The following is a 23176-nucleotide window of genomic DNA, read 5'->3' as shown; positions in this document are numbered from 1 at the left end:
AGGCCTAACGCGGTTTGCAGGCATGGGCAAGCGGACGTGCCTACTGAATGTTTCCTTAAATCCTAGCCGATTTGAGGAGACATGCAGTAGCCGAGCCGGCTGCTTTGGGCCGATCTTTCCGGTTCCTATCCGTCGTGGAAGGGCATTTGCGGACTTGTGCACGCCTCCAGCGCGCCATGAGCCGCATGATCGCGCTTGCCATCCGCGAAGACTCGTAATAATTAAAGTTACATGAAACGCGACAGCCGCCTCTCGTCCGTCCTCCACGCGCTCCTGCACATGGCCGAGCACAACGGCCCCATGACTTCGGAGACGCTTGCGGAGTGCATGAACACCAATCCCGTGGTGGTGCGCCGCACGATGGGCCTCCTCAGGGAGGCCGGGATCGTCGCCTCCGCGCGCGGGCATGCCGGGGGATGGACCATCACGGCCGACCTTGGCACCGTCACGCTCCGCCAGTTGCATGAGGTGCTGGGGGAGCCTGCGATCTTTGCCATCGGCAATCGCAACGAGACGCCGGACTGTCTCGTCGAGCAATCGGTGAACGCCGCGCTGGACGCGGCCTTCACTGAGGCCGAGGCGCTGCTGCTCGACCGCTTTGCCGATGTCACCCTCGCCGATCTTGCCGCCGACTTTGCCCGTCGGCACGCGGAGCGGCGAGCCAGAAAAGGAGTGGGTAATGCAAAATGACGTGATCGTCGTCGGGGGCAGCTATGCGGGCATGGCCGCCGCCCTCCAGCTTCTCCGTGCCCGTCGCAGCGTCCTCGTGATCGATGCCGGGCTCAGGCGGAACCGCTTCGCCAGCCACTCCCACGGCTTTCTCGGCCAGGATGGCGTGGACCCCGCCGAAATCGCCGCGAAGGCGCGGGCGCAACTCGGCGCCTATCCGACGCTGACATGGATCGACGGCCATGCGGAAGCGGCCGCGGGGAGCAAGGATGCCTTTACAGTCACGATGGCGGACGGCGCGCGGCAGGAAGGGCGGCGGCTGCTCTTTGCCGTCGGCGTGGCGGACAGGCTGCCTGAGATCGACGGCGTGGCGGAACGCTGGGGGCGAAGCATCTTCCACTGCCCCTATTGCCACGGCTACGAACTCGACCGGGGCCGGATCGGCGTGATCGCGACCGGGCCGATGTCGGTGCATCAGGCCCAGCTCATTCCCGAATGGGGCGAGGTGACCTTTTTTACAAATGGTGCGGTGACGCTCGACGAGGCGGCCAGCGGCGACCTGAAGGCGCGGGGCGTGACGATCGAGGACACGCCCATCACGCGGATCGAGGGCCACGCCGACGTCCTCCTTGCGGACGGGCGGAGCCTGTCCTTCGCGGGGCTCTTTACCGCTTCGCGCAACGCCCCTGCGACGCCGATTGCCGCGTCGCTCGGCTGCGAGATCGAGGAGACGCCGGTCGGCACGCAGATCCGCACCGATGCCGCGAAGGAAACGACTGTCCCCGGCGCTTTCGCCTGCGGCGACGCGGCGCGCACGCCTCACTCGGTCTCGCTCGCCGTCGGCGACGGAGCCTGGGCGGGTGCGCAGTTGCACCGGTCGCTGGTGTTCTGATTTCGGTGAGGATCGCCCGAGCTTCGGAACAACGGACGGGGCCGGGGCGTTAATCCGGCCTCCGTCGCGTTTGTAGCTTCCCTACAGTACCACGCGTCTTACTTCCGAGAGACCAAGATGGCCATCCACTTCAATCATACCATCCTGTCGGCGCGCGACAGCAAGGCGTCGGCGGAGTTCCTGGCCGAGATGCTCGGGCTGCCGGCGCCGCGGCGCTGGGGGCCGTTCCACATGGTCACGACCGACAACGATGCCAATCTCGACTATATGGATACGCAAGGCGAGATCGGACGCCAACACTACGCCTTCCTGGTCGGCGACGCCGAATTCGACGCGATATTCGATCGAATCCGCGAGCGGAACCTCGAATATTGGGCTGACCCCGGCCAGCGGAGGCCCGGCGAGACCAACGACCACGACGGCGGGCGCGGCCTCTATTTCGAAGATCCGAACGGCCACCTGCTCGAAATCATCACGCGCCCCTATGGCAGCGGCGGCTGGAATCCCTGAGCCTGGCGCGGACCTAGCCGTCCTTGATGCCGACTATGCCTAGTCAATGTCGAGCAACGCCTGACGGTGCCCCCTGGCCTTGCTCCAGGAATTCACGCAGTCCGCTTCACCATGATTTTGCGCATCCGTTTCTCGTCGTTTCGTTCCGTGTGGCGCGCCAGACGTGCGACCGGCGTTGCCTCCGCCGCGTCTCGCGAGGAAAGCGAGTCATTCACGGCGCCGACGCGCCGTGGCTGGATTCCTGTGACAAGCACAGGAATGAGGGAGGGTGTTGTCGTGGCGCGGCAAAAAAATGGGGCGACGTGTTCGGCGGCCGCCCGTGGCCACCGAGCGGCCAAACCATGCTCCCCTCATTCCTGTGACAAGCACAGGAATGAGGGAGGGTGTTGTCGTGGCGCGGCGAAAAAAAATGGGGCGACGTGTTCGACGGCCGCCCGTGGCCACCGAGCGGCCAAACCATGCTCCCGTCATTCCTGTGACAAGCAGAGGGGATGAGGGAGGGTTTGGGGTCGCCGCATTGCCATTGCGCCGCAACTGCGGCGCGTTGCCGGCTTCGCTTCATCAAAAACAGGCGGCTCGCCGGTGAGCATTCTCCGGCTGCCGGATCTTGCTCAGTCATGGCCCAATCCACCTCATTCCTGTGCTTGTCACAGGAATCCAGCAGCGCCGCGTCGGCGGCGCGTAGACTCCGCGGCCTGTGACGAGCACAGAGACAAAACAGGCGGCTCGCCGGGGAACATTCTGCGGCTGCCGGATGTTGCTCAGTCATGGCCCCAATCCACCTCATTCCTGTGCTTGTCACAGGAATCCAGCAGCGCCGCGTCGGCGGCGCGTAGATTCCGCGGCCTGTGACGAGCACAGAGACAAAACAGGCGGCTCGCCGGTGAGCATTCTCCGGCTGCCGGATCTTGCTCAGCCATGGCCCCAATCCACCTCATTCCTGTGCTTGTCACAGGAATCCAGCAGCGCCGCGTCGGCGGCGCGTAAGACTCCGCGGCCTGTGACGAGCACAGAGATGAGAGAGGGTGTTCTCGTGACCTGGCGTTCAACAGAGCGCACCCATCACCCTTCGCCGGCGGCGCTGGCTGCGGGAGGTCGGCTTGTCTTGCCGAAGCGCTCCACGAGCCACTGGATGAAGGCCTTCAGCCTGGCGCTCTGATGCCTGCCGGGCGGATAGACGACATGGAACGGCAAGGGCGGGTGGCTCCATTCGGAAAGGATCTCGACGAGTTGCCCCGACTGCAGATAGGGCAAGAGGAATGACTTGAGGTTTTGCCCCACACCTAGTCCCGCCAGCATCATCGCGATCTGGCCATTGTCTTCATTGGTCGAGAACTGCAGATCGCTGACGACGTGTCTGCGGTCGGGTTTCATGAAGACCAGCGGCTTCATCCTGCCGTCGGCGTGGGAGAAGAAGCCGACCTTGGCGTGCTTGCTGTCGAGGTCCTCCGGCGTCATGGGCGTCCCCATCCGCTCCAGGTAGGCAGGCGACGCGCATGTGACGAACTCGGCATCGAAGAGGTGCCTTGCGACCAGGGATACATCGCCGATTTCCCCGGCCCGGATGGCGCAGTCGACGCCTTCTCCCATGATGTTCGCAGGTCGATTGCCAATGCCCAATGCGATGGAGACGTGCGGATAGCGCCGATGGAAATCCGGCAGATGAGGGATCAGAACATTCTGCGCGAAGGTCGGGTGAGATTCGATGCGAAGATGTCCTCTGGGCGCAAGCTTCTTGCCGCGCACGGCGCTGTCGGCCTCGTCGACCTCCGCGACCAAGCGCGCGGCATATCGGTAGTATTCCTCGCCCTCCGGCGTCACCACGATGCTGCGCGTGGTCCTGTGCATCAGCCTTGTTCCGAGATGTCTTTCGAGATCCGTCACAAGTTTGCTGACGGTCGAGCGCGGCACCAGAAGCTGATTGGCGGCTCCCCGGAAAGACCCTGATTCAACGACCCGCACAAACGCTCGCATCGCAAGCAACTGGTTCATCGCGTTTCTCCAAGTATGGGAGATTGTCCACGTTCATGGACAGATATGTCACGGATGAGCCATTTTGTTTCCGATTTCAATCACCAGCTATGTCCTGCTTCGGCCAGAGCGCCGATCAGAACTCCAGACTTCTGACAGGAAAGAGCGAGACCATGACAATCGATCCGAAAAAAATTCTGCGCCTGAACCTGCCGCAATGGCAGGGCGGGGACCACCCTGACTACAGAACAGGCGCGCGTGTCCTCGCCGCGATCGCCCCGGAAGCGCTGGGACCGGAGGAGACGGTGGCGGTCCCCGAAGCCCGTGACGATGTCAGGCCGGTCGAGCAAGGCATCGTCTCCCGCCGGCCGCTTCTCGATCTCATTGCTGCCGCCAGCGCGGCGATCGACCGGCACAAGCCCGACGCCGTCGTCACCCTCGGAGGCGACTGCCTCGTGGATCTCGCGCCGATCGCCTATCTCAGCGAGCGATACGGCGACGATCTGGCGGTTCTGTGGGTGGACGCCCACCCCGACGTGATGGGGCCGCAGCAGTTCAGAAACGCCCATGCGCATGTCCTTGCCATGCTGATGGGAATAGGCGATGCGGATTTCGTGGCCTCGGTGCCGAAGCCGGTGAAGGGGGGTCGAATCCTTTATGTCGGCCTCACCGAGACCACGCCGTTCGAAACGGACTTCATCGCGAAGCATGGAATGGCGCGTCTCAGCCCGGAAGATCTGGCCGGCTCGGCGGAACCGGTGCTCGCGTGGCTGCGTGCCTCGGGCGCGAAGAAGGTAGCGGTGCACTTCGACCTGGATGTGCTCGATCCCTCGCTCTACGACTTCCTTCTCTCCCAGGATCCCGCCGCCGCGCCGGATGCCTTCGAAGGCATCGCGAAAGGGCGGATGCGCTTCGAGGAGGTCGCGGGGATCCTGAGAGCAGTGGATGCCGAAGCCGACGTCGTGGGGCTGGCGATCACCGAATACATGCCCTGGAGCGCGATGCAGCTGTCGAGATCGCTGCAGACGCTCCCGCTTCTTGGCGAGCGGTAGACGGGGTACGTCACGGGCGGGGCCGCGAAAGCCCCGCCTGTCCATGCAATTCCGGCCGGAAAGCCATTACACACTTCCTGGAGTTGCCCTAAATGGACACCGGCCTCTCGAGCGACGGCCAGTCTCCAAATTTGCGCAAGTAGGCGCGGGAGAATGCCGCAGCGCTGCCGAATCCGACTTCCCGCGCCACTGCCTTCACCTTGGCCCCCTTGGATAGCTTCCGCCGGGCAATGGTCAAGCGCCATCCCGTCAGATAAGCCAGTGGCGTCGTGCCGACCACGTCGCGAAAAAGAGCCATAAAATGACTTCGGGACATTCCTGCCGCGGCAGCAAGCTCTTCGCTGTTCCAAGAGCGGGTCGGCGCATCATGCATTGCTGCCAGTGCGCGGTGCAGAGCAGGGTGGGACAGGCCCGCCAGCAACCCGGGTCGGGTGGCCCCGCGGTCAATTGCCGAGCGTAAAATAAGCAAAACCATCACTTCGCAGAGCCGATTGAGTGCCGCGCTCCGCCCGCAACGGGATTCCAAGGCCTCTGCCAAGAAAGCGGCTGTCGTGTCGCGCAGGGCCGGTATGTCGTTGATCTCGACCCGGACTTGATCCGGCAAGGCGTTCATGAGCGGGTTATGCGCACCCTCGAAATCGACGGCTACAGTCACGAGAACCGGCGGCTCGGGCGTCGCGTCGCCGCGCACACAAAGGATGACTGCTTCCGCGGGACCTCCCGGTGCACCTACCACAAACAGCATCGCTTGGCCGTCGCTGGCACGGGCTGGCTCTAACGAGGCCGCCAGCTCGAACATGTCGAAGAAGGCTGAGAGGCGATCTCTTTTCGGGTGAGAAATCAGATTTTCGATCATGTTTTTCGGACCAACGATTGCTTCAGGTATGGAAGGTTAAAGGCCCGACGTCAACGCAGCAGCGTCGGCAGCATCACACCAATGGAGTTAATCAATGTTAATCCCGCGAATGCCGGCCCCTGGCCTGACGGTCAGAACGCTGGATCATGGAACCTTCGATCTCGCCAGCGAAGCGCCCTCGCTCATGACGCTGGTGTGCTTCTACCGTGGCCTCCACTGCCCCCTGTGCGCAACGTATCTGAAGGAGCTTGACCGACTGACGCCATCCTTCGCGGAACGAGGCGTCAGCACAATCGCCATAAGCTCCGACGGCGAAGAACGCGCCCGGCAAATGGCGAACAAGATCGGCGCCGAGCACCTCCGCGTCGGCTACGGGCTCCCATTGAGCGTGGCGCGGCAATGGGGCCTTTACGTTTCGACCTCGCGCGGCAAGACGTCTCTTGGTATCGAGGAGCCCGAACTATTCTCCGAGCCGGGGGTCTTTTTGGTCAAGCCGGATCAAACGGTTTATTGGCTCTCCGTGCAATCCATGCCGTTCGCTCGACCCAATTTCGCTGAAATGGTGCAAGCGTTGGATTTCGTGATCAAGAACGACTACCCGGCACGCGGCGAGTATACCGGCGAGGTGTGATCCTCGCCTGCCGCTATCCGTCCCTCGCTCGCGTCGATGGCATTCGGACGCCGGAACACAGCTCTGGCGCATTCGGCCTCGTTTCGGATCGTGCAACCTTCGGCGTGATCATTGATCAGGCCCATCGCCTGCATGAAGGCATAAACCGGAGTGGGGTGGCCCGCCGCGAACCTTCGGGTGCTTCTCCTCCGGTGAAGCGCGATCAATGCATCGGAGGGATTGACAGACCTCATAAATAGGTAGATCGGTCTACATAGTGGTTTTGGAGAGACGACGTGACCGGGAAGACGCCAGCCAGGGAGCGCCTGCTGAACGCCGCAGCCGAGCTGTTCTATCGCGAGGGTGTCGGGGCGACGGGCATCGATACGATCACCGCCCATGCGGGGGTCGCGAAAATGAGCCTCTACAACAATTTCTCGTCCAAGGCCGATCTCGTTGAAGCCTATATGCAGAGGCGCCTCGAGGAATGGAGGGAACTCCTTCAGGAGCGGCTGAGCCATGCGGCGACGCCTCGGGAGCGCGTGCTGGCGGTCTTCGATTCCTATGTGGACCACGCGGCCCTTGCCTATGAGTGGGGATTTCGCGGATGCGGCCTTCTCAACGCCGCCGGGGAACTCGCCCCAGGCGATCCCGGCCGGGCGGTCGTCGCCTTCCAGAAGGAAGAAGTGGAGCGGCTGTTCAGGGAACATCTTCTCGACATGCAGCCGGCGGCCGGCACATCGATCGACGAGACGGCGCAGCATCTCTCCTTTCTGCTCGAAGGCGCGATGTCCCGCGCCGGCCTCGAGGGGCATGACGCGCGGCTGAAAACCGCGCGCAAGATCGCCGTCTCGATTTTGGAACAGCTATGACGTCGAGGTTCCCGCGATGTCGGGACCGTGCCTCCTGCCACCCCCGGAAACCGGATCCCCATAGATGAGTGAAGCTGTTGCCACGGCCCCGTGCCGTCCAAGGAGCGGAATCTCGGCGATTGTCATCCTGGTCATCCTCGAGGCGGCGCTGGTGATTTCCTGGAGCGCCGGGTTCGTCGGCATCCGGTTTGCGATCGACCATGCTCCGATCTTCCTGATCCTTCTGTGGCGAAGCCTGTTGTCCGGGCTGATCCTGCTTCCCTTCGCGCTCGCGATGGGGCCGGCGATCCGGTGGAAGGACGCGCTTCCGCAGATGCTGTTCGGCGCGCTCGCCATGTCCGGTTATCTCGCCGGCTTCGCGCTCGCGATCTCCCATGGCGTCCCGACGGGGCTCGTCGCCCTGATTACCGACATGCTGCCGCTGGCTGTGGCGATATTGTCCTGGCCGGTTCTCGGACAGGCGCTGACCGCGCGCCAGTGGCTCGGCTCGTTCATCGGTCTCGCAGGCGTTCTGATCGCTTCGGGCTGGTCTCTCGACATGGGCGACGTGCCGCTCTGGGCCTATGGCCTGCCGGTTCTCGGCACGCTTTCGCTGGCGATGGCGACGCTGCTCCAGAAACGCAGCCCGACCAGTTCCATGCCTGTCTATCAGAGCCTGTGCATCCAGTGCCTTGCCGCATCGGCGATCTTCGCCGTGTTCGCCTGGCACGAGGGAGGCGTACTGCCGGTGCTCGACAAGGGTTTTATCGGCGGCATTCTCTGGCTCGTCTTCGTGGCGACGTTCGGGGCATGGAGCCTCTACTACATCGCGCTTCGGAAATCGTCTCCGGCGCGGGTCACGGCGATCCTGTATCTGAGCCCGCCGGTGACGATGATCTGGGCCTGGGTGATGTTTGGCGAACCATTGTCCTTTGCGATGGCAGGGGGACTGGTCGTTTCACTGTTCGGCATCATCATCGTCGCGAGATCGCAGAAGCCGGGTGATGCGGTTTAGCCGCATGGCTCTGCAGGACGGCGCTTGCAACACGGCGTGGCAACAAAGAGCTTGGCATGGCGTGTTCGGCGGCCATTGTGCGTCCGATCGGACGCACGGCAGCCGTTTTGCTCCGCCACGAGCAAACGCCCATCCTCATTCCTGTGCTCGGCACAGGAATCCAGCGGCGCCGCGTCGGCGGCGCGGGAGACGCCATTGGATCGACGGCGCGAACGGCTTCGGGGTGCCGGCCGCCCGATTGGCAGCTCTTCCACCCCGTCTCAAGCCCTGAAAGCAAGTCATTCACGGCGCCGACGCGCCGTGGCTGGCTTCCTGTGACGAGCACAGGAATGAGGGAGGGCAAAAAATAGCACGGAATATTCGGGCGGCTGCTTGTGGCCATTGGCGGTCAACCACGCTCCCCTCATTCCTGTGCTTGTCGTAGAAATGGGGGAGGCATTGTCGTGGCGCGGCAAAAATAGTGGGAGTATTCGGGCGACTGCTTGTAGCCATTGGCGGTCAACCACCCACGCCCCCTCATTCCTGTGCTTGTCACAGGAATCCAGCAGCGTCGCGTCGGCGGCGCGGGAGAATCCGCCGTATCGACGATGCCAGCGGTCTCGCATCGCCCGCTGGAGGTATCACCGGCATCTCCTCCGCCGCGTCTCCAGCGAGTCATTCACTGCGCCGACGCGCCGTGGCTGGATTCCTGTGACGAGCACAGGAATGAGGGCGGCGGAGGGTATGCGACGGCGTGTTCGGCGGCCATTGTGCGTCCGAGCGGATGCACGGCAGCCGTTTTGCTTCGCCACGAGCAAACCCCCATCCTCATTCCTGTGCTCGTCACAGGAATCCAGCGGCGCCGCGTCGGCGGCGCGGGAGACGCCATTGGATCGACGGCGCGAACGGCTTCGGGGGGTGCCGGCCGCCCGATTGGCATCTCTTCCACCCCGTCTCAAGCCCTGAAAGCAAGTCGTTCACGGCGCCGACGCGCCGTGGCTGGATTCCTGTGACGAGCACAGGAATGAGGGAGGGCAAAAAATAGCACGGAGTATTCGGGCGGCTGCTTGTGGCCATTGGCGGTCAACCACGCTCCCCTCATTCCTGTGCTTGTCGTAGAAATGGGGGAGGCGTTGTCGTGGCGCGGCAAAAATAGTGGGAGTATTCGGGCGACTGCTTGTAGCCATTGGCGGTCAACCCACGCCCCCTCATTCCTGTGCTTGTCACAGGAATCCAGCAGCGTCGCGTTGGTGGCGCGGGAGAATCCGCCGTATCGACGATGCCAGCGGTCTCGCATGGCCCGCTGGAGGCACCACCGGCATCTCCTCCGCCGCGTCTCCAGCAAGTCATTCACGGCGCCGACGCGCCGTGGCTGGCAACTGTGACGAGCACAGGAATGAGGGCGGCGGAGGGTATGCGACGGCGTGCCCGGCGGCCATTGTGCGTCCGATCGGACGCGCGGACCCCGTATCTTGAACTGCTGCACACACCCGAACGCATTGACAGCCACGACCTGGGGCGGAACACTCCGGGGCATGGCTTCTGCTTTCATCATCGGCGGTACCGGACAGATAGGCATCGCGGTCGCCAGGCGCCTGGCGGAGGAGGGCTGGGCGGTGCGGCTCGGTTCGCGTACGCCGCCGCCAGCTGAAGGCCCATGGCAGCACGTCCCCTTCGACCGCAGCGCTCCAGACGCGCTGAAGACCGCGATCGACGACGGTGCAGATCTATTGATGGACTGCATAGCGTTCGACGAAGCGGATGCGGACGGACTGCTCTCGGCGCAGGCGTCCGTTGGTCACATTATCGCGGTGTCCAGCGCGAGCGTCTATCGCGATGAGCAAGGCCGCACCCTGGATGAAGCCGGTGAGCGCGGCTTCCCGCGTCTTCCTGTTCCAATCCGCGAAGATCAGCCGACAGTTGATCCGGGCCCCGGCACCTATTCCACCAGGAAGGCAGCAATGGAGAGGCGGCTCCTCGATCGCGCGCAATGCCGCGCCACCATCCTTCGTCCTGCGGCGATCCACGGGCCCTACAGCAAGCACGCTCGGGAGTGGTGGTTTGTGCGCCGGCTGCTCGATGGCCGGCAGCGAATTCCGTTGGCCTATGGAGGGCGAAGCCGGTTTCAAACGACCTCGGTCGCCGCAATCGCCGAGGCGGTGGTGTGGGCGGTTGCAGAAGACCGGCCGCCGATCCTCAACGTCGCCGACGCCGACGCGCCGACGGCTGCTGAAATCGGCCGCGCCATCATGGCCGCGATGGGGCGCAGTGCCGAGATCGTCGGGCTTTCCGACGAGCGCTATCCGCCATCCGCCGGAATGAGCCCGTGGTCGGTCGCAGGTCCGTTCGTCTGCTCGAGCCTCGCGCCGAACGCCGGTACCTATGCGCAGACCGTGCGCGATGCCGTCATCTGGCTTATCGAGGCGACACGCGGGCGAGATTGGCGAAGCGTCCTCCCGCAGCTCGCTGCCTATCCCTGGGACCTGTTCGACTATGAAGGCGAGGACCGCGTTCTGAGTGCGGCGCGATGACCGGCGCGAGCGGTTTCAGGCGGCTTCAGAAAGCAGGCGCCCTGAAGCACTCGGCCAATTGAGTCCACACTTTCAAGATCAGGTATTCCTGACCGTCTATCCGTCCACTGCATGGTTTCTTAAACGACTTAAGGATAAAACATGCAGCAATTCAAAGTGCTACAGCGTCCTTTGCGCGCTTCACAAGACGCGCGGCGCTTCAGGTGGAGTGAACGCAATGGCTGACAAGTCATCCGTCAAATCAACGAAGGCCGCAAAGACGCCGGCGGCTGCGAAGGCGGCCAAGACCACGGAGGCCAAGACCACGGCAGCCAAGGACGCCGCGATGGGCGCGAAGCCGACGCTTCTCTCAGGCGGCAATCCTCAGATCGCCAAGGCCGATGGCGATGCGCCGGTGCAGGCCTATATCGCGGCGATGCCGGGCTGGAAAAGCGACGTCGGGCGCCGCTTCGACGCGCTCATCGTCCGCACGGTCCCCGGCGTGCTGAAGGCGGTCAAATGGAACTCGCCGTTTTACGGAGTCGAGGGCCAGGGCTGGTTCCTGAGTTTCCATTGCTTCACCAGGTACATCAAGGTGACCTTCTTCCGCGGTGCGTCGCTCAGTCCCGTTCCGCCGGTCGAGTCCAAGGACAAGAACGTGCGCTACTTCCACATCCACGAGGATGAAGAGATCGACGAGGAGCTGGTGGCGTCCTGGATCCGGCAGGCATCGGAGCTGCCCGGCTGGGTGCCGTAGCGCAAGTGGACGCCCAAAGATCGCTGCAGCAAGAAATGCGGTGTCGATGCCGGACCGTTTCACCGTTTCCTCGAAACAATGAAATGGTCTAACTCTTTGGAATTGCGCAATTCCGGACGGAAGCACACTTTTCCTGGAATTGCTGTGAAGCGACGGGGAGCGACAACAAGATGAAGAAAGCGACACCCATGGAGAATCGAAAGAGCAGCTCGAATGAAGGAGACGCTTCTCCCTCCGAGCTGATAGACGCGAGAATCGAGGAGCTGAGTGACTGGCGGGGCGAGACGCTCGCGCGGATCAGGATGCTGATCAAGCAAGCCGATCCTGAAGTGGTCGAGGAGTGGAAGTGGAGAGGGGTTCCGGTTTGGTCGCATGCCGGAATCATCTGCACCGGAGAGACCTACAAGGCCGTGGTGAAGATGACGTTCGCCAAGGGCGCCTCGCTGGAGGACCCGTCGGGCCTCTTCAACTCCAGCCTCGAAGGCAACACCAGGCGAGCCATCGATCTCCATGAGGGCGAGAAGATCGACGAAGAGGCGTTGAAGGCGCTCATTCGCGCCGCCGTGGCGCTGAACACATCGGTGCAGGCTGCGCGCTCCAGGAAGAAAACGAAGAGCGCTTGAGGAGCGATAACCCGAGGTGCCTCCTTCACGTTTCCTCGTGGTCGCCTTGCTACCAGCGAGCGAGCATGATGGTGGCATGCCTGCGCTTGTCACGGGCAGGAGGTGTTGTGGCGCAACTTCGGATGGAAAACCGGTACACAATTTTCCCCGGAACTAATTCGTTTTAGCTAATAGACATTGCAATTCTGATTATGCAAAGTGATTCGGCTACAACTTTGTAGCGTCGACCATTACCCAATCCTTTTCAGTAGCAATTTAGAGCAGAGCCCCTGATAGAAGACTGGGGGCTCTGTTTGCTCATGCGCGCGGGTGGGCCTGCCGAAGGGCTTATTGTCCGTCGCAAGGTGCAGTCACGGTTTTCCCGGCTCGCCCTGCGTGGCGCGCAGGAGATTGTCGCGCAGCCTCGCCACGTTCCTCTGCACGTCCTCAAGTTCGTCTCCGAGCCCGGTGGCGTCGATCAGCGATGCGGCGGCATCGGTTTCAAGAAGCTGGCGGCCGGCGGGCGTCAGGGTCACGCGCACCTGCCGCTCGTCGTCGGGATCGCGGCGGCGCCGGATATAGCCGACCGACTCGAGCTTCTTCAGGATCGGCGTCAGGGTGTTGGATTCCAGAAACAGCTTTTCGCCGAGCTCCCGCACGGTCTGGTCATCCTCCTCGGAGAGCGCCTGCAGGGCGATGTACTGGGTGTAGGTCAGGCCGAGCTCGTCCAGGATCGGCTTGTAGGCGCGACCAAAGGCGAGGTTCGCCGAATAGATGGCGAAGCACAGGAAATTCGAAAGCTTCGGGCCTTTGCCGCCGGCCTGCGGGGATTGGGGCGGCGCCTTCGTTTTCTTGGAAGTGGGCATATTCACGGGTCCTTGTTGTTCGGTCCAGATATAAATCGGATCCGATTAAATTGGAAGCGCTTGACATCGGATTCCGTTTCGCTTATTTAACTCGCATCCGAATGAATCGGATCCGAGCAAAATTGGACAGAAAGGATTTCGCCATGACCGAGAAGCTTCTTTTCACAGGTAAGACCCACAACACCGGCGGCCGTGACGGCGGCACCCGCAGCAGCGACGGCAAGCTCGACCTCAGGCTGTCGCAACCGCATCCGGCTGCGGAAAACCTCTTTGGCGCCGCCTGGTCGGCCTGCTACATCGGGGCGCTGGAGCTTGCTGCCTCCCAGAGAAACATCAAGCTTCCGGCGGGTACCGCGGTCGATGCCGAGATCGATCTCAACGTCGACGATGGCTCCTATTTCCTGCGGGCGCGCCTCAATGTCAGCGTGCCGGGCATCGAGCGCGAGCTCGCGCAGGAGCTGATCGAGGCGGCGCACGGGATCTGTCCTTACTCCAAGGCGACCCACGGCAACATCGACGTCGCCACCAGCCTGGTCTGACCGGGCAGGGCCGCCGCAATTCAAAGTGTTGCAGCACCGTGCGCCTGAAAAGACGCACGGTGCTGCAAGCGGCGCCGTCCGGCACGCTCGACCGACAACTTGCCTGACAGGGGCGGACGGGTCAGCGAAGGCTCTGTTCGTCGACGAGAATTTGATGGATCTCGATGCGCTCGGGCAGCGCAATGAGGAATTCGGGGTCGCGGTCGAGGTGGTGGACCTTAGTCGGCTCGCCCTTGGTGAACGAGGTCATGGCCTCCATGTCGGCCCAGTAGGAGATCGTGGTGAACCAGATCTCCTCGTCGCGATCCTCGCGGAAGAGCTGAACGCCGAGCGCTGTCTTCTCGAGCGGCGGGATGCCCTCGGCACGGATGTAACGCTCGTATTCATCGGCGACATCAGGGCGGGTCCGGCCGCGCCAGATGCGGGCGATGGTCGGCTTGGTCGGCATGGCATTCTCCTTCGTGCAGGCAGGAGCCACAGCGCCCCGGCGCCGGCCGGGACGGCGCGGCAGTCAGGCGTGGTGACGGGTGAGAAAGTCGCGAACGAGCGGCAGCGCGGCGTCGAAATGGGTTTCCAGAAGCCAATGGCCGGCCCCCTGGATCAGATGCAGTTCGGCATCCGGCAGGTCGCGGAGATAGGCCCGGGCGGACTCGGCGGGCATGTAGCCGTCCTCCGGCCCCCAGACGATCAGCGTCGCCGGACCATGGTCGCGAAGGTACGCCTGATAGCGCGGGAACCAGGCAAGGTTCGCCTCCAGCTTCTCCATCAGCGCGACCGCCACCTGCCGGCGCACGGCGCTGTCCATCAGGGGCCAGTGCAGCTTCCATAGGTCAGGCGGGACTCGTGCGGCCACTTCCTCGGACACCTCGCCGACGAACTCGGCGCGGAAGCCTTCCTCGCTCACCGCCTTCTCGAGCGGGCGGTGCTTCTCATCGCTCTTGTCCGCCCACCAGGCCTTGATGGTCTTGTACTTCGGGCCAAGCACATCCTCGTAGATGTCGCCGTTCTGGATAATGAGCGCGGCGATGCGCTCGGGATGGGCGATCGCGTGGCGCAGGCCGATCTGCGAGCCGTAATCGTGGAGCCACAGCGCATAGCGATCGAGGCCAAGATGGTTTGCAACCGCCGTCAGCACGCTTTCGTAGGCGTCGAAGTCGTAGCCGAACGAGGCCGGGCCGGGCGTATCGCTGTAACCGAAGCCCGGCCAATCGAACGCCACGGTCCGCCAACGATCGGCGAGCGCCGGCATGAGGCGGCGGAACTGGTAGGACGAGCAGGGATAGCCGTGCGGCAGGAGCAGCACCGGCGCGTTGGCCGGCCCGGCCTCGCGCAGGAACAGGCGGTGTTGGCCGATTGTCTCATGGCGGTGTTCGACGAAGCAGTTCGGCATCGGGCTTCTCCGCTGGGTGCACTGGCCAAACGCATTTAGCCCGTCCCGGTTCCGAGCGGTTCGCCGGGCATACGGAGGAGCGGCAAGAAATCGTTGTCAGGCGTCAGCGAGCCGACCGTCGCGAAACCACCACCGCCGACGCGGGATGCAAGCCGGAAAACCGCTGCGCACTTTTCCTCATCCCGCAGTTTTTGAGACGCGGGATGCGAGCGGAAAACCGCTGCGCACTTTTCCTCATCCCGGAGCTTTTGAGACGCGGGATGCGGGCGGAAAACTGCTGCGCACTCTCATCCCGCAGCTTTTTGAGACGCGGGATGCGAGCCGGAAAACCGCTACGCACTTTTCCTCATCCCGCTTGGGGATCAGCCGCGTCTCTCGAGGAGCTTCTTCGCCGCATGGGCGGCGGCCTGCGCCTGGAGCGGGGAGGCAAATTGACCCTCGGCCGGATAGGTCACGCCGCGATAGGTGAGCACGAAGGCCCAGCGGCCGTTTGCTCGCTTCTCGACCTTGATGGTGGCGTCGGGCGTGTTGTCGGCGTTCAAAGCAGTTTCCTCGAAAATTCTCGTCGCGTCGGGCAGGGCCCATTCGCGCGTAACTTGCCCATTCGCGGGCGAAAGGCAAGACGGGATGGGGCGGCATGCCGCCTTCGTCGATGCTCCAACACTACGCTTGCGCCGGGGCGCGGTTTTTCTTCGCCCGATTTTCCATTTCTTAAGAAGAACCCATCAAGTTACTGCATGATTTCCGAGGTCGCAGACGATTTAAGGAATCGCACAGTAATTCAAAGCTTTACAGCGGCCTTTGCGCCTCGGGAGAGACGCGCGCTGTAAGGCGAGTGAGTGTTCGGAGCACATGATGGGCTACGATTGGACCGGCGAGAAAACCCGGCGAATGAAAATGTTGCGCGCCTGCGCCTATGCGGTGCTCTGCGGCGCCGTTGCCGCCTTCATCGTCACGGCGGTTGTCCGATGACCAATGCGGTGCGGTGCGTCTTTCCGATGCAGCAGGCAATGAAAAACCCCGCCGAAGCGGGGTTTCGTCTGGTTACTGCATGATGACGCAAGGCGGCTCACAGGATGAAATAGTCCTTCGTCAGCGTGACGGCGTCGTCGAGATGGATCTTGAGGTCGGCAACCTTGTCGCCGTTCACGTCGGCATAGATGTAGGTGTCCGATAGCTGTTTCTCGTAGCGAAGCTCCCCCGCGACACCCTTGAAGGCCGCCGTGCCGACGAAGCTGAACGCCTGGTTTCCCGTCAGTTTGGTGCTGGCGTCGATGGCCGAAAGATCGATCCTGTCCTGCTCGCTCGTGAGAAAGTCGTAGATCGAATCATAGGACGTTCCGGCGGATTCGGTCGTGGCCTTGAAGACGAACCGGTCGGCGCCGGTGCCCCCGTAAAGCAGGTCGCGGCCGGCGCCGCCGTAAAGCAGGTCGTTGCCGGCATAGCCCGCCAGCAGGTCGTTGCCGGCGCCGCCGGTCAGGCCGTTGGCGACGGCATTGCCGTAGAGCTTGTCCGCGTAGCTCGTGCCGATAAGGCTTTCCACCTCGGAATAGATGTCGCCCTTGGCGTCGTTGGTGTTTGCCGCAGCGCTCGTAAGATTGGCGACCACGCCGGCCGTGGCACCCGCATAGGAGACGGTGTCGGTGCCGCTGCGGCCATAGAGCCTGTCCGCACCGGCGCCGCCGATGAGCGTGTCGTTGCCGAGCCCGCCATCAAGCGTATTGGCGCCGGCATTGCCGGTGAGCACGTCGTTGTAGCTCGACCCGGTGAGGTTCTCGATCGAGGAGTAGGCGTCGCCCCTGGCGTCGTTGGTGTTTGCCGCAGCGGTGGTGAGATTGGCGACCACGCCGAGCGAAGCGCCGGCGTAGGAGGCGGTGTCCGTGCCGGTGCCGCCATAGAGCTTGTCACCGCCGGTGCCGCCGATCAGTGTGTCGTTGCCGTCGCCACCACTCAGAATGTTGGCCCATCCATTTCCGATAAGAATGTCGCCATAGCGCGAGCCAGTCAGGTTCTCGATGGAGGTGTAGGTGTCTCCATAGGCATCATTGGTGTTACTCGATGGCGTTGCGAGACTTGCCCTGACCGATGCCGAGGCGGTTCCGTAAGATGCTGTGTCGCTTCCGGTCCCGCCGTTGAGCTCGTCCTGACCGGCCCCTCCGATGATCGTGTCGTTGCCGTCATAGCCCCAAAGGACATCGCTTCCGCTGTTGCCATTGATCCAGTCGTTGCCAGCAAAGCCCAACAGCACATCGGCGAAGTTTCCGCCGGTGAGAGTATCGTTACCGCTGAGGACCTGAATCATCAGGCCATAGTCATCATTGAGACTGTAGGTTTGCGCCGCCGCAACGATTGCCGTGGCGGCGACGGAGCCTTCGACGGAGTAGAGCCGCTGCCCGCCATAATAGCCGGCGAAGCTCGTCACCGTGCCGGAGATCGCTTCGCCGTAGGCGTTATAGGTGAACCCATAGCCCTGGAACTCTTCCACGAAACCATTCGAGTAGGTGACCCGGAAAAGCGTTCCATCCCCGTAGTAGGAAACGCCCGAATAGAACGCGCTAAAATCCATATTCGTCTGATCGAAGCTGTAGTTCGACGCAACGGTAATCTTTGCCATGCCATGCCCCCATGCCTGTACACGCGATGCATAAAACAGTTTCAGGTTGCAGACAATCGCCATATTGGACGCAAAATTTGCTCGCCGACCACGAATGAAGTCGAATCGAAGCGCTGTGCTGAGAGGCACGGTTCAGTCGGTTTCCTTTCCTCTTGGGCAAAGAAACCTCCGCAGTAGCGGGTGCATTCAGGTACTTTCTGGAACTTTTTCCTAACACTGCCAGTTAACTCACTCTACGTCGTCGTCAGACGCGTAAGGGATGCTGTAACGCCTTGAATTGCTGCATGCTTTTTTAACCAGGGAAACATGCAGCAGCTCGTCGAAAGAATGCGAGCGTTGGCATGGATTTGCAGAAGGCAGGGATGGCCAGGCTGCTCTTGGCAGCCCCTGAATTGCGAGACAGTCCTTGGATGGCCCGGGATCTCGTATTCCTGCATCTATGCGAGGTCTATGAGCATGCGTGCTTGCGGCGCGATGCCATGCGATGCTCTCCCGAGAAAGACGATGAGACCCTGCTCCGGTTCGAGGAGGAGTGCAGAGCCCTGCAGGCTGCGGCAGTCGCTTACATCCGCGAGCAGCGGAAATTTTCCGGCATTGTCTGAACGGCGACGTCGATCAGGGGAGCAGCGTTGCGATCATTAACGCCGCGACGAGAGCGAATGCGGCAACCACTGCAATCCACTCGATCATCCTGGCACGCCGGACAGGAATCATTGCCAGTCCTCCGTACTTTTGGGCGCATGCACTGTTGCAGGCTGCAAGGAAACGTTCGGCGAGCAAAAATGTTCATGTCACCGCTGCTCGACACCGGCAACGCGACGATGAAATCTTCCACGCTCGGCTGCGACAGACGACGCCACAACACGATCGGCCGGAAGCGCCAGCGTGTTTTCCGGCCGATTGCGATGCGGATTCAAATCAAGGACTGGCTGCGCGGCGGCTATTCCACCGAGCGCGCGGGGCCGAAGCGTTCCATGACGAACGACGCCTGGACGGCGGGGCCCTGGACGCGGTCTGTCTTTTCGAGTTTCACCGTCGGCATCCCGGTCGGCGGCGTGCGCTGCCAGGAAGTGGCGAGAAACAGGCCGGCGCCGGCAACAAATCCTAAAGCAACATAGATCCAGTGATTACGCATGACTGAAACTCCTTCTGTCGGAAGGCAAATGCGTGGAGGGCTTGTCTGGTTCCCCCGGTATCGGTCCGGGAGCCATGGGGTTATCAAAGACTAAAATATATGCGCCGCACCGTCATTTCTTGGCATTACAAGTATAAATATCTATCGGCTTGCCGGTTTTTCTAGCCTCGCTCACGCGTTTTTTACCGGCAGGTCAGGCAATGGCTTCCCTGGGCACGCGCATCGGCTCGCCATCGGCCTCAAAGGCGCGATCGGTCTTTCCGTCGCTCTGCTTGCGGAGATTTCCACCAGTATAATCATGCCCAAGCCCCTTGAGCATCGACCCGTTTTCGATTGAAGCAGAGGGCTTTGTCTTATGCAAGAAAATTATAATATACGTTCGTACAACAACGGCTTGAGCCGGATTTACGTGCTCGCGGCGTGAGGCAAGCCCGCCGCGGCCAAGGCCAGGGGAGGTGCCGGCTGCGGGTCCGGGCGGGCAAGGCGTGAGCGGCGGCGGGCAAAATTGCTGTCGCTAAATGGGCGATCGGAAGCTTTGTCCTTTGCCGGCTCTTGCAAGGGCGAGGTGAATCGGATTATTCCGTAAATCAAGGATAGGAATTTTGTCCTGATGCGACGGCTGCTTCGGCAGCCGTTTCGATTCCGGCGGCTGATTGCCGGATGAGCTTATCAAACCATCGTCACACAACGGATTACGGCAGCCGCCGCGCGTCTCACGCTGCGGCGCGGCGCCGTATGCGGCCGGTGATGCGCCTGAACGGAACAGCGACCTTGAGGCGTCCGAAAGGATGCGCGGCGCTGCGGCCGTGGCAGTATCACCGGCCGCTCCCCGCAGCCGCCCGGCCGATCGCAAGGCGCAAGACGCTTGAACGACGTTGACTGAGAGGCGCAACGCGACGGCCGGGCGGGTGCGATGAGCGGGAGAGAGTCTACGGGGAACCGTATAAAAGCGAACCTCAACTGAGAGGTGAAGAGTGGGCGCCTTGGGACAATCCAAACCGCATGCGTCCTACTTTGCGAGAGCCGCTTTCCAAATAGGTCGATGATCCGGCTACCGCAAATCCTCGAGTGCGATGAAGAGCGTGCCGAATTCCACGCGACCCCTGTCCGCGAGCGCATCGGGGGCCGAAAATAGAGCTTCTCGGCGTGTGGCGATCCTCCGCCGACGAAAACCTCTTCGGACCTGTTGGCGAAGACGCAGCAGGTGGCGGGGTCGTCGGGCGTTGCGCGCACGCTCAAGCGGTAGCTCTCGCCCGACAGAAAGAAGCGAATGCGGATATCGTGCTCGCCGACTTTGAGCGTGCAAAGGTCGCCGGTGCCGCACCAGCCGGTCGCGTGTACGAAACTCTTGTCGTATTTCTGAATCCATGCCTTGACGAGGTAGCGCGGATCCCCGGTCTGACCCTCTGCCAAGGCCGGGGAGCCGCATAGGGCGGCCAAAGTGGCGGTGGCAAGAACCTTCAGCATGTTGCTGCTCCGTGACATTGCTGCGTGCCGAGTCCGTATCCAGAGTGTTGCGGGCGGTCGCGAGCTAATCTGAGTCGCGATTCTGGCGCAATTGTGGGTAGCGAAGCGCGAACTGTTGCACGTTCGATCGCGGGAACTCCCGGCGGATAGAGACGGATGCAAAAGAGGCGGTGCAGATGATCGACGACGATTTCTCGAGCATGCCTTCGGGCGAAGCAATCAACGACGTTGTCGACGAGACTAACGTCGGTCCTACGTGTGCCGCGAAGGGCTCGCGGACCCGGCTCGGCGGGGCCTTCCTCGAGGCGGTGCAGGCGGATTTCGAGGCGCATGGCGTCGACGTGATCGCGCGGCTGCGCGAGGAGAAGCCGGAATCCTATCTGAAGCTCCTGGCCTCGATCCTGCCAAAGGATCTCTCGGCGAATGCCAACGCGCTGGACGAGCTTACGGATGAAGAGCTTGTCCGGCGCATCCGGATGCTCGATCAGACGATCCGGCCGCTGATCGAAGCGCCGGCGAAGAACAGGGCGGCGCGCAAACCCGCACGGACGCGGCGCCCCGCGGGGCGGTGCCCCGGATCGAAACTGGCTCAGGGCTGAATCCTGCGGCAATTCCCAAGTGCTGCAGGGCGTTTTTAATGTCAGGCGTACGTGTGCCGCCGCGGGTGGATCTGCGCAGATTGCTTCAGGATTTCAGCCTTAACAGGCAGGTAGGATGAGGTGGAGGCCACCTCATCCCGATTGCATCAGCGCACCGGCGAGACACCGGCTGGAACCGTGGCCTCGCTGCTCGAGAAGATGATGACCGCAAACATCAGGACGCCGGCGAAGGCGATGAGCGAGGAAATGGCGACGACAGGCTCCATCGCGGCGTTTCCGGAAAGCATCAGGTAAAGCGACGGGATCAGCACGGCGACGCCGAAGGTGTAGACGACATACTGGATCATCGCCAGGCGCTTCTCGGCCTTGCGCGGATTGAGCGCGTGGTAGACGCCGAAGAGCGCCATGGTGACCCAGCCGAGCAGGTTGGCGTGGGCGTGGGCGCCGGTTGGCGCGTGATTACCCGAAATCGACATGTGAAGGCCGATCGAGATGCCGGCGATCAGGAAAATGATGGCGGTTTTGAAAAAAAGATTTGCGATACGTGGCATTGGTTCTCCCCCTCTTTTTGCCGAAGGAATTTTAGCACGTTCTCAAGGGTCTGAGAACGAACCGATAAAAGGATCTTTGGCGCGCCGGCGCTGTTACCGATGTTACATCCGAAATAGCGCCGCGCGGCGAGCGGGCGAGCGGGATTTACCTGACCGCCGGGCGTGCGGTTCGCCGGAACTTATTGCTCCGGTAGGCATTCGTTAGGAATGACAACCATCCGCTGCGGCAGCGCGTCCGCGCCAATAATTGCCGCGGCACGTTGCATTGCTGCAGGAATTCGTCCGCGGGTCGAATCATGCAGCGGAGGACCGCGACATGCTTGGAACCGTACTTCTTGTTATTCTGATCCTGCTTTTGATCGGCGCCATCCCCACATGGCCGTATTCGAGCGGCTGGGGCTATGGCCCCTCCGGTATTCTCGGCATTCTGGTGATCGTGCTGATCGTCCTCCTGTTGATGGGCAGGATCTGAGCGGGGGAGGACAGGCCAAGGCGCGAGTCGCGCCGGCTACCAGCTTGCGCCGTCGATCAGCCGGTGGGGGATTTCCTCCCAGACCGAACGGTCGAATATCCGCATGTTGACGCCCATGCGGGTGCCGTCGCGCCCGCGCGGCGACCAATGGGTCGTGCAGCCGCAGCGGCCGCAATGGTGCATGGTCAGGCTCGCGGCACCCTGGACGTAGCCGACGAGCGTTTTGTGCTCGTCGCTGACCGTGACACCGTTCACAGGATAATAGCCCCAAAGCGCGCCGAGCCGGCTGCAGAGCGAGCAGTTGCAATCGCCGAGCGTCTCGGGGCGGCTGGGAACGGTGATGCGCACCGACCTGCAATGGCAATGACCTTCGATCATGGGAATGCCTCCTTCCGTGACCCGGCTCGTCCAAGCATTGGCCAGTGCCAGTGGAAGCGCAAGGGGCTTCGAAGATTTGGCGAAGCGAGACCGGGCATGGAACCGAGGCTGGGGCCCGGACGTTTTCAGGGCAAGTACGAAGGCCCAGCGCGGCCACGGCGCCCGCGTGTCCTGGCAGGCGCGCAAAGGTTGCTGGAACATGTAGATTGCTGCATGCAGCAGGCCGCGCCAGAGCCCCGTCCAGCCGGGCCTTCCCGGACGGGGTCTGTTCACATCATCGCGGGATCGACGAGGTGATTTCGCCTGACACGGCGGGGAGAGCGCCTGTGCGGTACTGGGACAGCGCGAAATGGAGAACGCCGGCGACGACCAGCGAGAAGGTGAGAGCGGCTAACGAAGCGCCAAGACCTGTTTTGACCATGCCATACCCCCTTCAAGGCCTCGTTTTCGGCCCGTTGTCTTCAGATCGTGACATGGAGTTATTCTTGTGGCGCCGGTCGCTCTGTTCCCCGAGTAACGCGAAACATGGTTAACGGGCGGTTTAAGACCAATTCGGCCGGCGCGTGAAATGCGCTGCGCGCGCGGCGCGTGAGCGCAGCGCCGTTTGTTGCGGCGTCCTTTGCGCGTCGAGCGCGCGGCACACGCGGGTGGCTTATTTTGTGGTGACGCCGTGGTCGGGAGCGCCTGCGCTCGACCAGCAGGAGCAGGGTTCGCCGGCCGGACCGGTGCCATAGTAGCACTGCGTCTGGCGGGTCGTGCATTGCCGCGGGGAATTATCCACGACGGCGGCGGCCACCTTGGGGCGGCGCGTGGGCGCGGGGGCGTCGGCGATCTCGGTGCACGAGGACGCCAGCGCCGAGAGGCAGAGCGTAATCAATAAGGTACGGCTGA

Annotated in this window: 26 protein-coding genes; 14 read left to right on the top strand and 12 right to left on the bottom strand. The window is 62.5% G+C overall.

Translation table 11 applies throughout. The annotated features are described in order from the left end of the window. Window positions 1-231 precede the first annotated feature (231 nt). The 3 genes from QN224_RS15735 (at window position 232) to QN224_RS15725 (ending at window position 2071) form a co-directional block, all read left to right on the top strand. Complete coding sequence (locus tag QN224_RS15735; RefSeq protein WP_283977438.1) at window positions 232-690, top strand: Rrf2 family transcriptional regulator; 459 nt, start codon at window positions 232-234, stop codon at window positions 688-690. After that, on the top strand, window positions 680-1561 hold the full coding sequence (locus tag QN224_RS15730) for an NAD(P)/FAD-dependent oxidoreductase (protein ID WP_283977437.1): 882 nt from the start codon (window positions 680-682) through the stop codon (window positions 1559-1561). Before QN224_RS15735 ends, QN224_RS15730 begins: the two co-directional genes overlap by 11 nt. Window positions 1562-1678: 117 nt before the next feature. Beyond that, entirely contained in the window at window positions 1679-2071 is a 393-nt protein-coding gene (locus tag QN224_RS15725) for a VOC family protein (protein WP_269283032.1), read from the top strand. A gap of 1062 nt (window positions 2072-3133) precedes the next feature. Here the strand turns inward: QN224_RS15725 and QN224_RS15720 are convergent. Then, window positions 3134-4063, bottom strand: a complete 930-nt coding sequence (locus QN224_RS15720) for a LysR family transcriptional regulator (RefSeq protein ID WP_283977436.1) — start codon at window positions 4061-4063, stop codon at window positions 3134-3136. Between the two features lie 152 nt (window positions 4064-4215). On the opposite strand from QN224_RS15720, the gene QN224_RS15715 reads away from it, so the two are divergent. Next, entirely contained in the window at window positions 4216-5094 is an 879-nt protein-coding gene (locus QN224_RS15715) for an arginase family protein (RefSeq protein ID WP_283977435.1), read from the top strand. Between the two features lie 88 nt (window positions 5095-5182). Here the strand turns inward: QN224_RS15715 and QN224_RS15710 are convergent, their stop codons facing one another. Beyond that, window positions 5183-5950: an AraC family transcriptional regulator gene (locus QN224_RS15710; RefSeq protein WP_283977434.1), complete on the bottom strand. Its 768-nt coding sequence runs from the start codon at window positions 5948-5950 to the stop codon at window positions 5183-5185. Window positions 5951-6044: 94 nt separating this feature from the next. Here QN224_RS15710 and QN224_RS15705 point away from each other — a divergent pair, with 94 nt between their 5' ends. Further along, window positions 6045-6581: a peroxiredoxin-like family protein gene (locus tag QN224_RS15705; protein WP_283977433.1), complete on the top strand. Its 537-nt coding sequence runs from the start codon at window positions 6045-6047 to the stop codon at window positions 6579-6581. Here the strand turns inward: QN224_RS15705 and QN224_RS15700 are convergent. Next, window positions 6545-6814, bottom strand: a complete 270-nt coding sequence (locus QN224_RS15700; protein ID WP_336621113.1) for a DNA-3-methyladenine glycosylase I — start codon at window positions 6812-6814, stop codon at window positions 6545-6547. The two genes, QN224_RS15705 and QN224_RS15700, sit on opposite strands and share 37 nt — an antisense overlap. A gap of 42 nt (window positions 6815-6856) precedes the next feature. Between QN224_RS15700 and QN224_RS15695 the strand changes: the two genes are divergently transcribed. The 5 genes from QN224_RS15695 (at window position 6857) to QN224_RS15675 (ending at window position 12295) form a co-directional block, all read left to right on the top strand. Further along, window positions 6857-7432, top strand: coding sequence for a TetR/AcrR family transcriptional regulator (locus QN224_RS15695; RefSeq protein WP_283977432.1), 576 nt, complete (start codon window positions 6857-6859; stop codon window positions 7430-7432). 64 nt (window positions 7433-7496) lie between these two features. Further along, window positions 7497-8426, top strand: coding sequence for a DMT family transporter (locus QN224_RS15690; protein ID WP_283977431.1), 930 nt, complete (start codon window positions 7497-7499; stop codon window positions 8424-8426). A gap of 1514 nt (window positions 8427-9940) precedes the next feature. Then, window positions 9941-10936 carry an NAD-dependent epimerase/dehydratase family protein gene (locus QN224_RS15685; RefSeq protein WP_283977430.1) on the top strand — a complete coding sequence of 332 codons (996 nt, stop codon included), beginning with the start codon at window positions 9941-9943 and terminating at the stop codon, window positions 10934-10936. 217 nt (window positions 10937-11153) lie between these two features. After that, window positions 11154-11672, top strand: a complete 519-nt coding sequence (locus QN224_RS15680; RefSeq protein ID WP_283977429.1) for a DUF1801 domain-containing protein — start codon at window positions 11154-11156, stop codon at window positions 11670-11672. Between the two features lie 170 nt (window positions 11673-11842). Continuing rightward, window positions 11843-12295 (top strand): DUF1801 domain-containing protein, encoded by a 453-nt coding sequence (locus QN224_RS15675; protein WP_283977428.1) that lies wholly within the window; start codon window positions 11843-11845, stop codon window positions 12293-12295. A 350-nt stretch (window positions 12296-12645) separates the two neighbouring features. On the opposite strand, the gene QN224_RS15670 is transcribed toward QN224_RS15675, so the two are convergent. Continuing rightward, window positions 12646-13140: a MarR family transcriptional regulator gene (locus QN224_RS15670; protein ID WP_283977427.1), complete on the bottom strand. Its 495-nt coding sequence runs from the start codon at window positions 13138-13140 to the stop codon at window positions 12646-12648. A 143-nt stretch (window positions 13141-13283) separates the two neighbouring features. Here QN224_RS15670 and QN224_RS15665 point away from each other — a divergent pair, with 143 nt between their 5' ends. Next, complete coding sequence (locus tag QN224_RS15665) at window positions 13284-13679, top strand: Ohr family peroxiredoxin (protein ID WP_173513058.1); 396 nt, start codon at window positions 13284-13286, stop codon at window positions 13677-13679. A 121-nt stretch (window positions 13680-13800) separates the two neighbouring features. Here QN224_RS15665 and QN224_RS15660 read toward each other — a convergent pair whose 3' ends face one another. From QN224_RS15660 to QN224_RS15645, 4 genes are all read right to left on the bottom strand, one after another. Further along, window positions 13801-14127, bottom strand: a complete 327-nt coding sequence (locus tag QN224_RS15660) for a hypothetical protein (RefSeq protein WP_283977426.1) — start codon at window positions 14125-14127, stop codon at window positions 13801-13803. A gap of 63 nt (window positions 14128-14190) precedes the next feature. Then, window positions 14191-15069, bottom strand: coding sequence for an alpha/beta hydrolase (locus QN224_RS15655; protein ID WP_283977425.1), 879 nt, complete (start codon window positions 15067-15069; stop codon window positions 14191-14193). Window positions 15070-15431: 362 nt separating this feature from the next. Continuing rightward, entirely contained in the window at window positions 15432-15611 is a 180-nt protein-coding gene (locus QN224_RS15650; protein ID WP_173513061.1) for a hypothetical protein, read from the bottom strand. 527 nt (window positions 15612-16138) lie between these two features. Then, window positions 16139-17683 (bottom strand): calcium-binding protein, encoded by a 1545-nt coding sequence (locus tag QN224_RS15645; RefSeq protein WP_283977424.1) that lies wholly within the window; start codon window positions 17681-17683, stop codon window positions 16139-16141. A gap of 341 nt (window positions 17684-18024) precedes the next feature. Between QN224_RS15645 and QN224_RS15640 the strand changes: the two genes are divergently transcribed. Beyond that, on the top strand, window positions 18025-18285 hold the full coding sequence (locus QN224_RS15640; RefSeq protein ID WP_283977423.1) for a hypothetical protein: 261 nt from the start codon (window positions 18025-18027) through the stop codon (window positions 18283-18285). A gap of 338 nt (window positions 18286-18623) precedes the next feature. Here the strand turns inward: QN224_RS15640 and QN224_RS33900 are convergent, their stop codons facing one another. Next, window positions 18624-18818, bottom strand: coding sequence for a hypothetical protein (locus tag QN224_RS33900; RefSeq protein WP_173513064.1), 195 nt, complete (start codon window positions 18816-18818; stop codon window positions 18624-18626). A gap of 1643 nt (window positions 18819-20461) precedes the next feature. Here QN224_RS33900 and QN224_RS15630 point away from each other — a divergent pair. Continuing rightward, the gene (locus QN224_RS15630) at window positions 20462-20884 is read left to right on the top strand and encodes a hypothetical protein (RefSeq protein WP_283977421.1); all 423 of its coding nucleotides are present in this window, start codon (window positions 20462-20464) and stop codon (window positions 20882-20884) included. A gap of 146 nt (window positions 20885-21030) precedes the next feature. Here the strand turns inward: QN224_RS15630 and QN224_RS15625 are convergent, their stop codons facing one another. After that, window positions 21031-21435, bottom strand: a complete 405-nt coding sequence (locus QN224_RS15625) for a hypothetical protein (RefSeq protein ID WP_269283077.1) — start codon at window positions 21433-21435, stop codon at window positions 21031-21033. Window positions 21436-21751: 316 nt separating this feature from the next. Between QN224_RS15625 and QN224_RS15620 the strand changes: the two genes are divergently transcribed. Beyond that, complete coding sequence (locus QN224_RS15620; RefSeq protein ID WP_173513069.1) at window positions 21752-21907, top strand: DUF3309 family protein; 156 nt, start codon at window positions 21752-21754, stop codon at window positions 21905-21907. A gap of 36 nt (window positions 21908-21943) precedes the next feature. On the opposite strand, the gene QN224_RS15615 is transcribed toward QN224_RS15620, so the two are convergent. Both QN224_RS15615 and QN224_RS15610 read right to left on the bottom strand, forming a co-directional pair. Next, the gene (locus QN224_RS15615; RefSeq protein WP_283977420.1) at window positions 21944-22285 is read right to left on the bottom strand and encodes a GFA family protein; all 342 of its coding nucleotides are present in this window, start codon (window positions 22283-22285) and stop codon (window positions 21944-21946) included. A 274-nt stretch (window positions 22286-22559) separates the two neighbouring features. Next, entirely contained in the window at window positions 22560-22706 is a 147-nt protein-coding gene (locus QN224_RS15610; protein ID WP_283977419.1) for a hypothetical protein, read from the bottom strand. Window positions 22707-23176: the final 470 nt, after the last annotated feature.

The organism is Sinorhizobium sp. 7-81, assembly GCF_030124405.1.
GTDB lineage: Bacteria > Pseudomonadota > Alphaproteobacteria > Rhizobiales > Rhizobiaceae > Sinorhizobium > Sinorhizobium psoraleae.
Note: the sequence above shows the minus strand (reverse complement) of the source record. Positions and strands in the feature narration are given on the sequence as shown.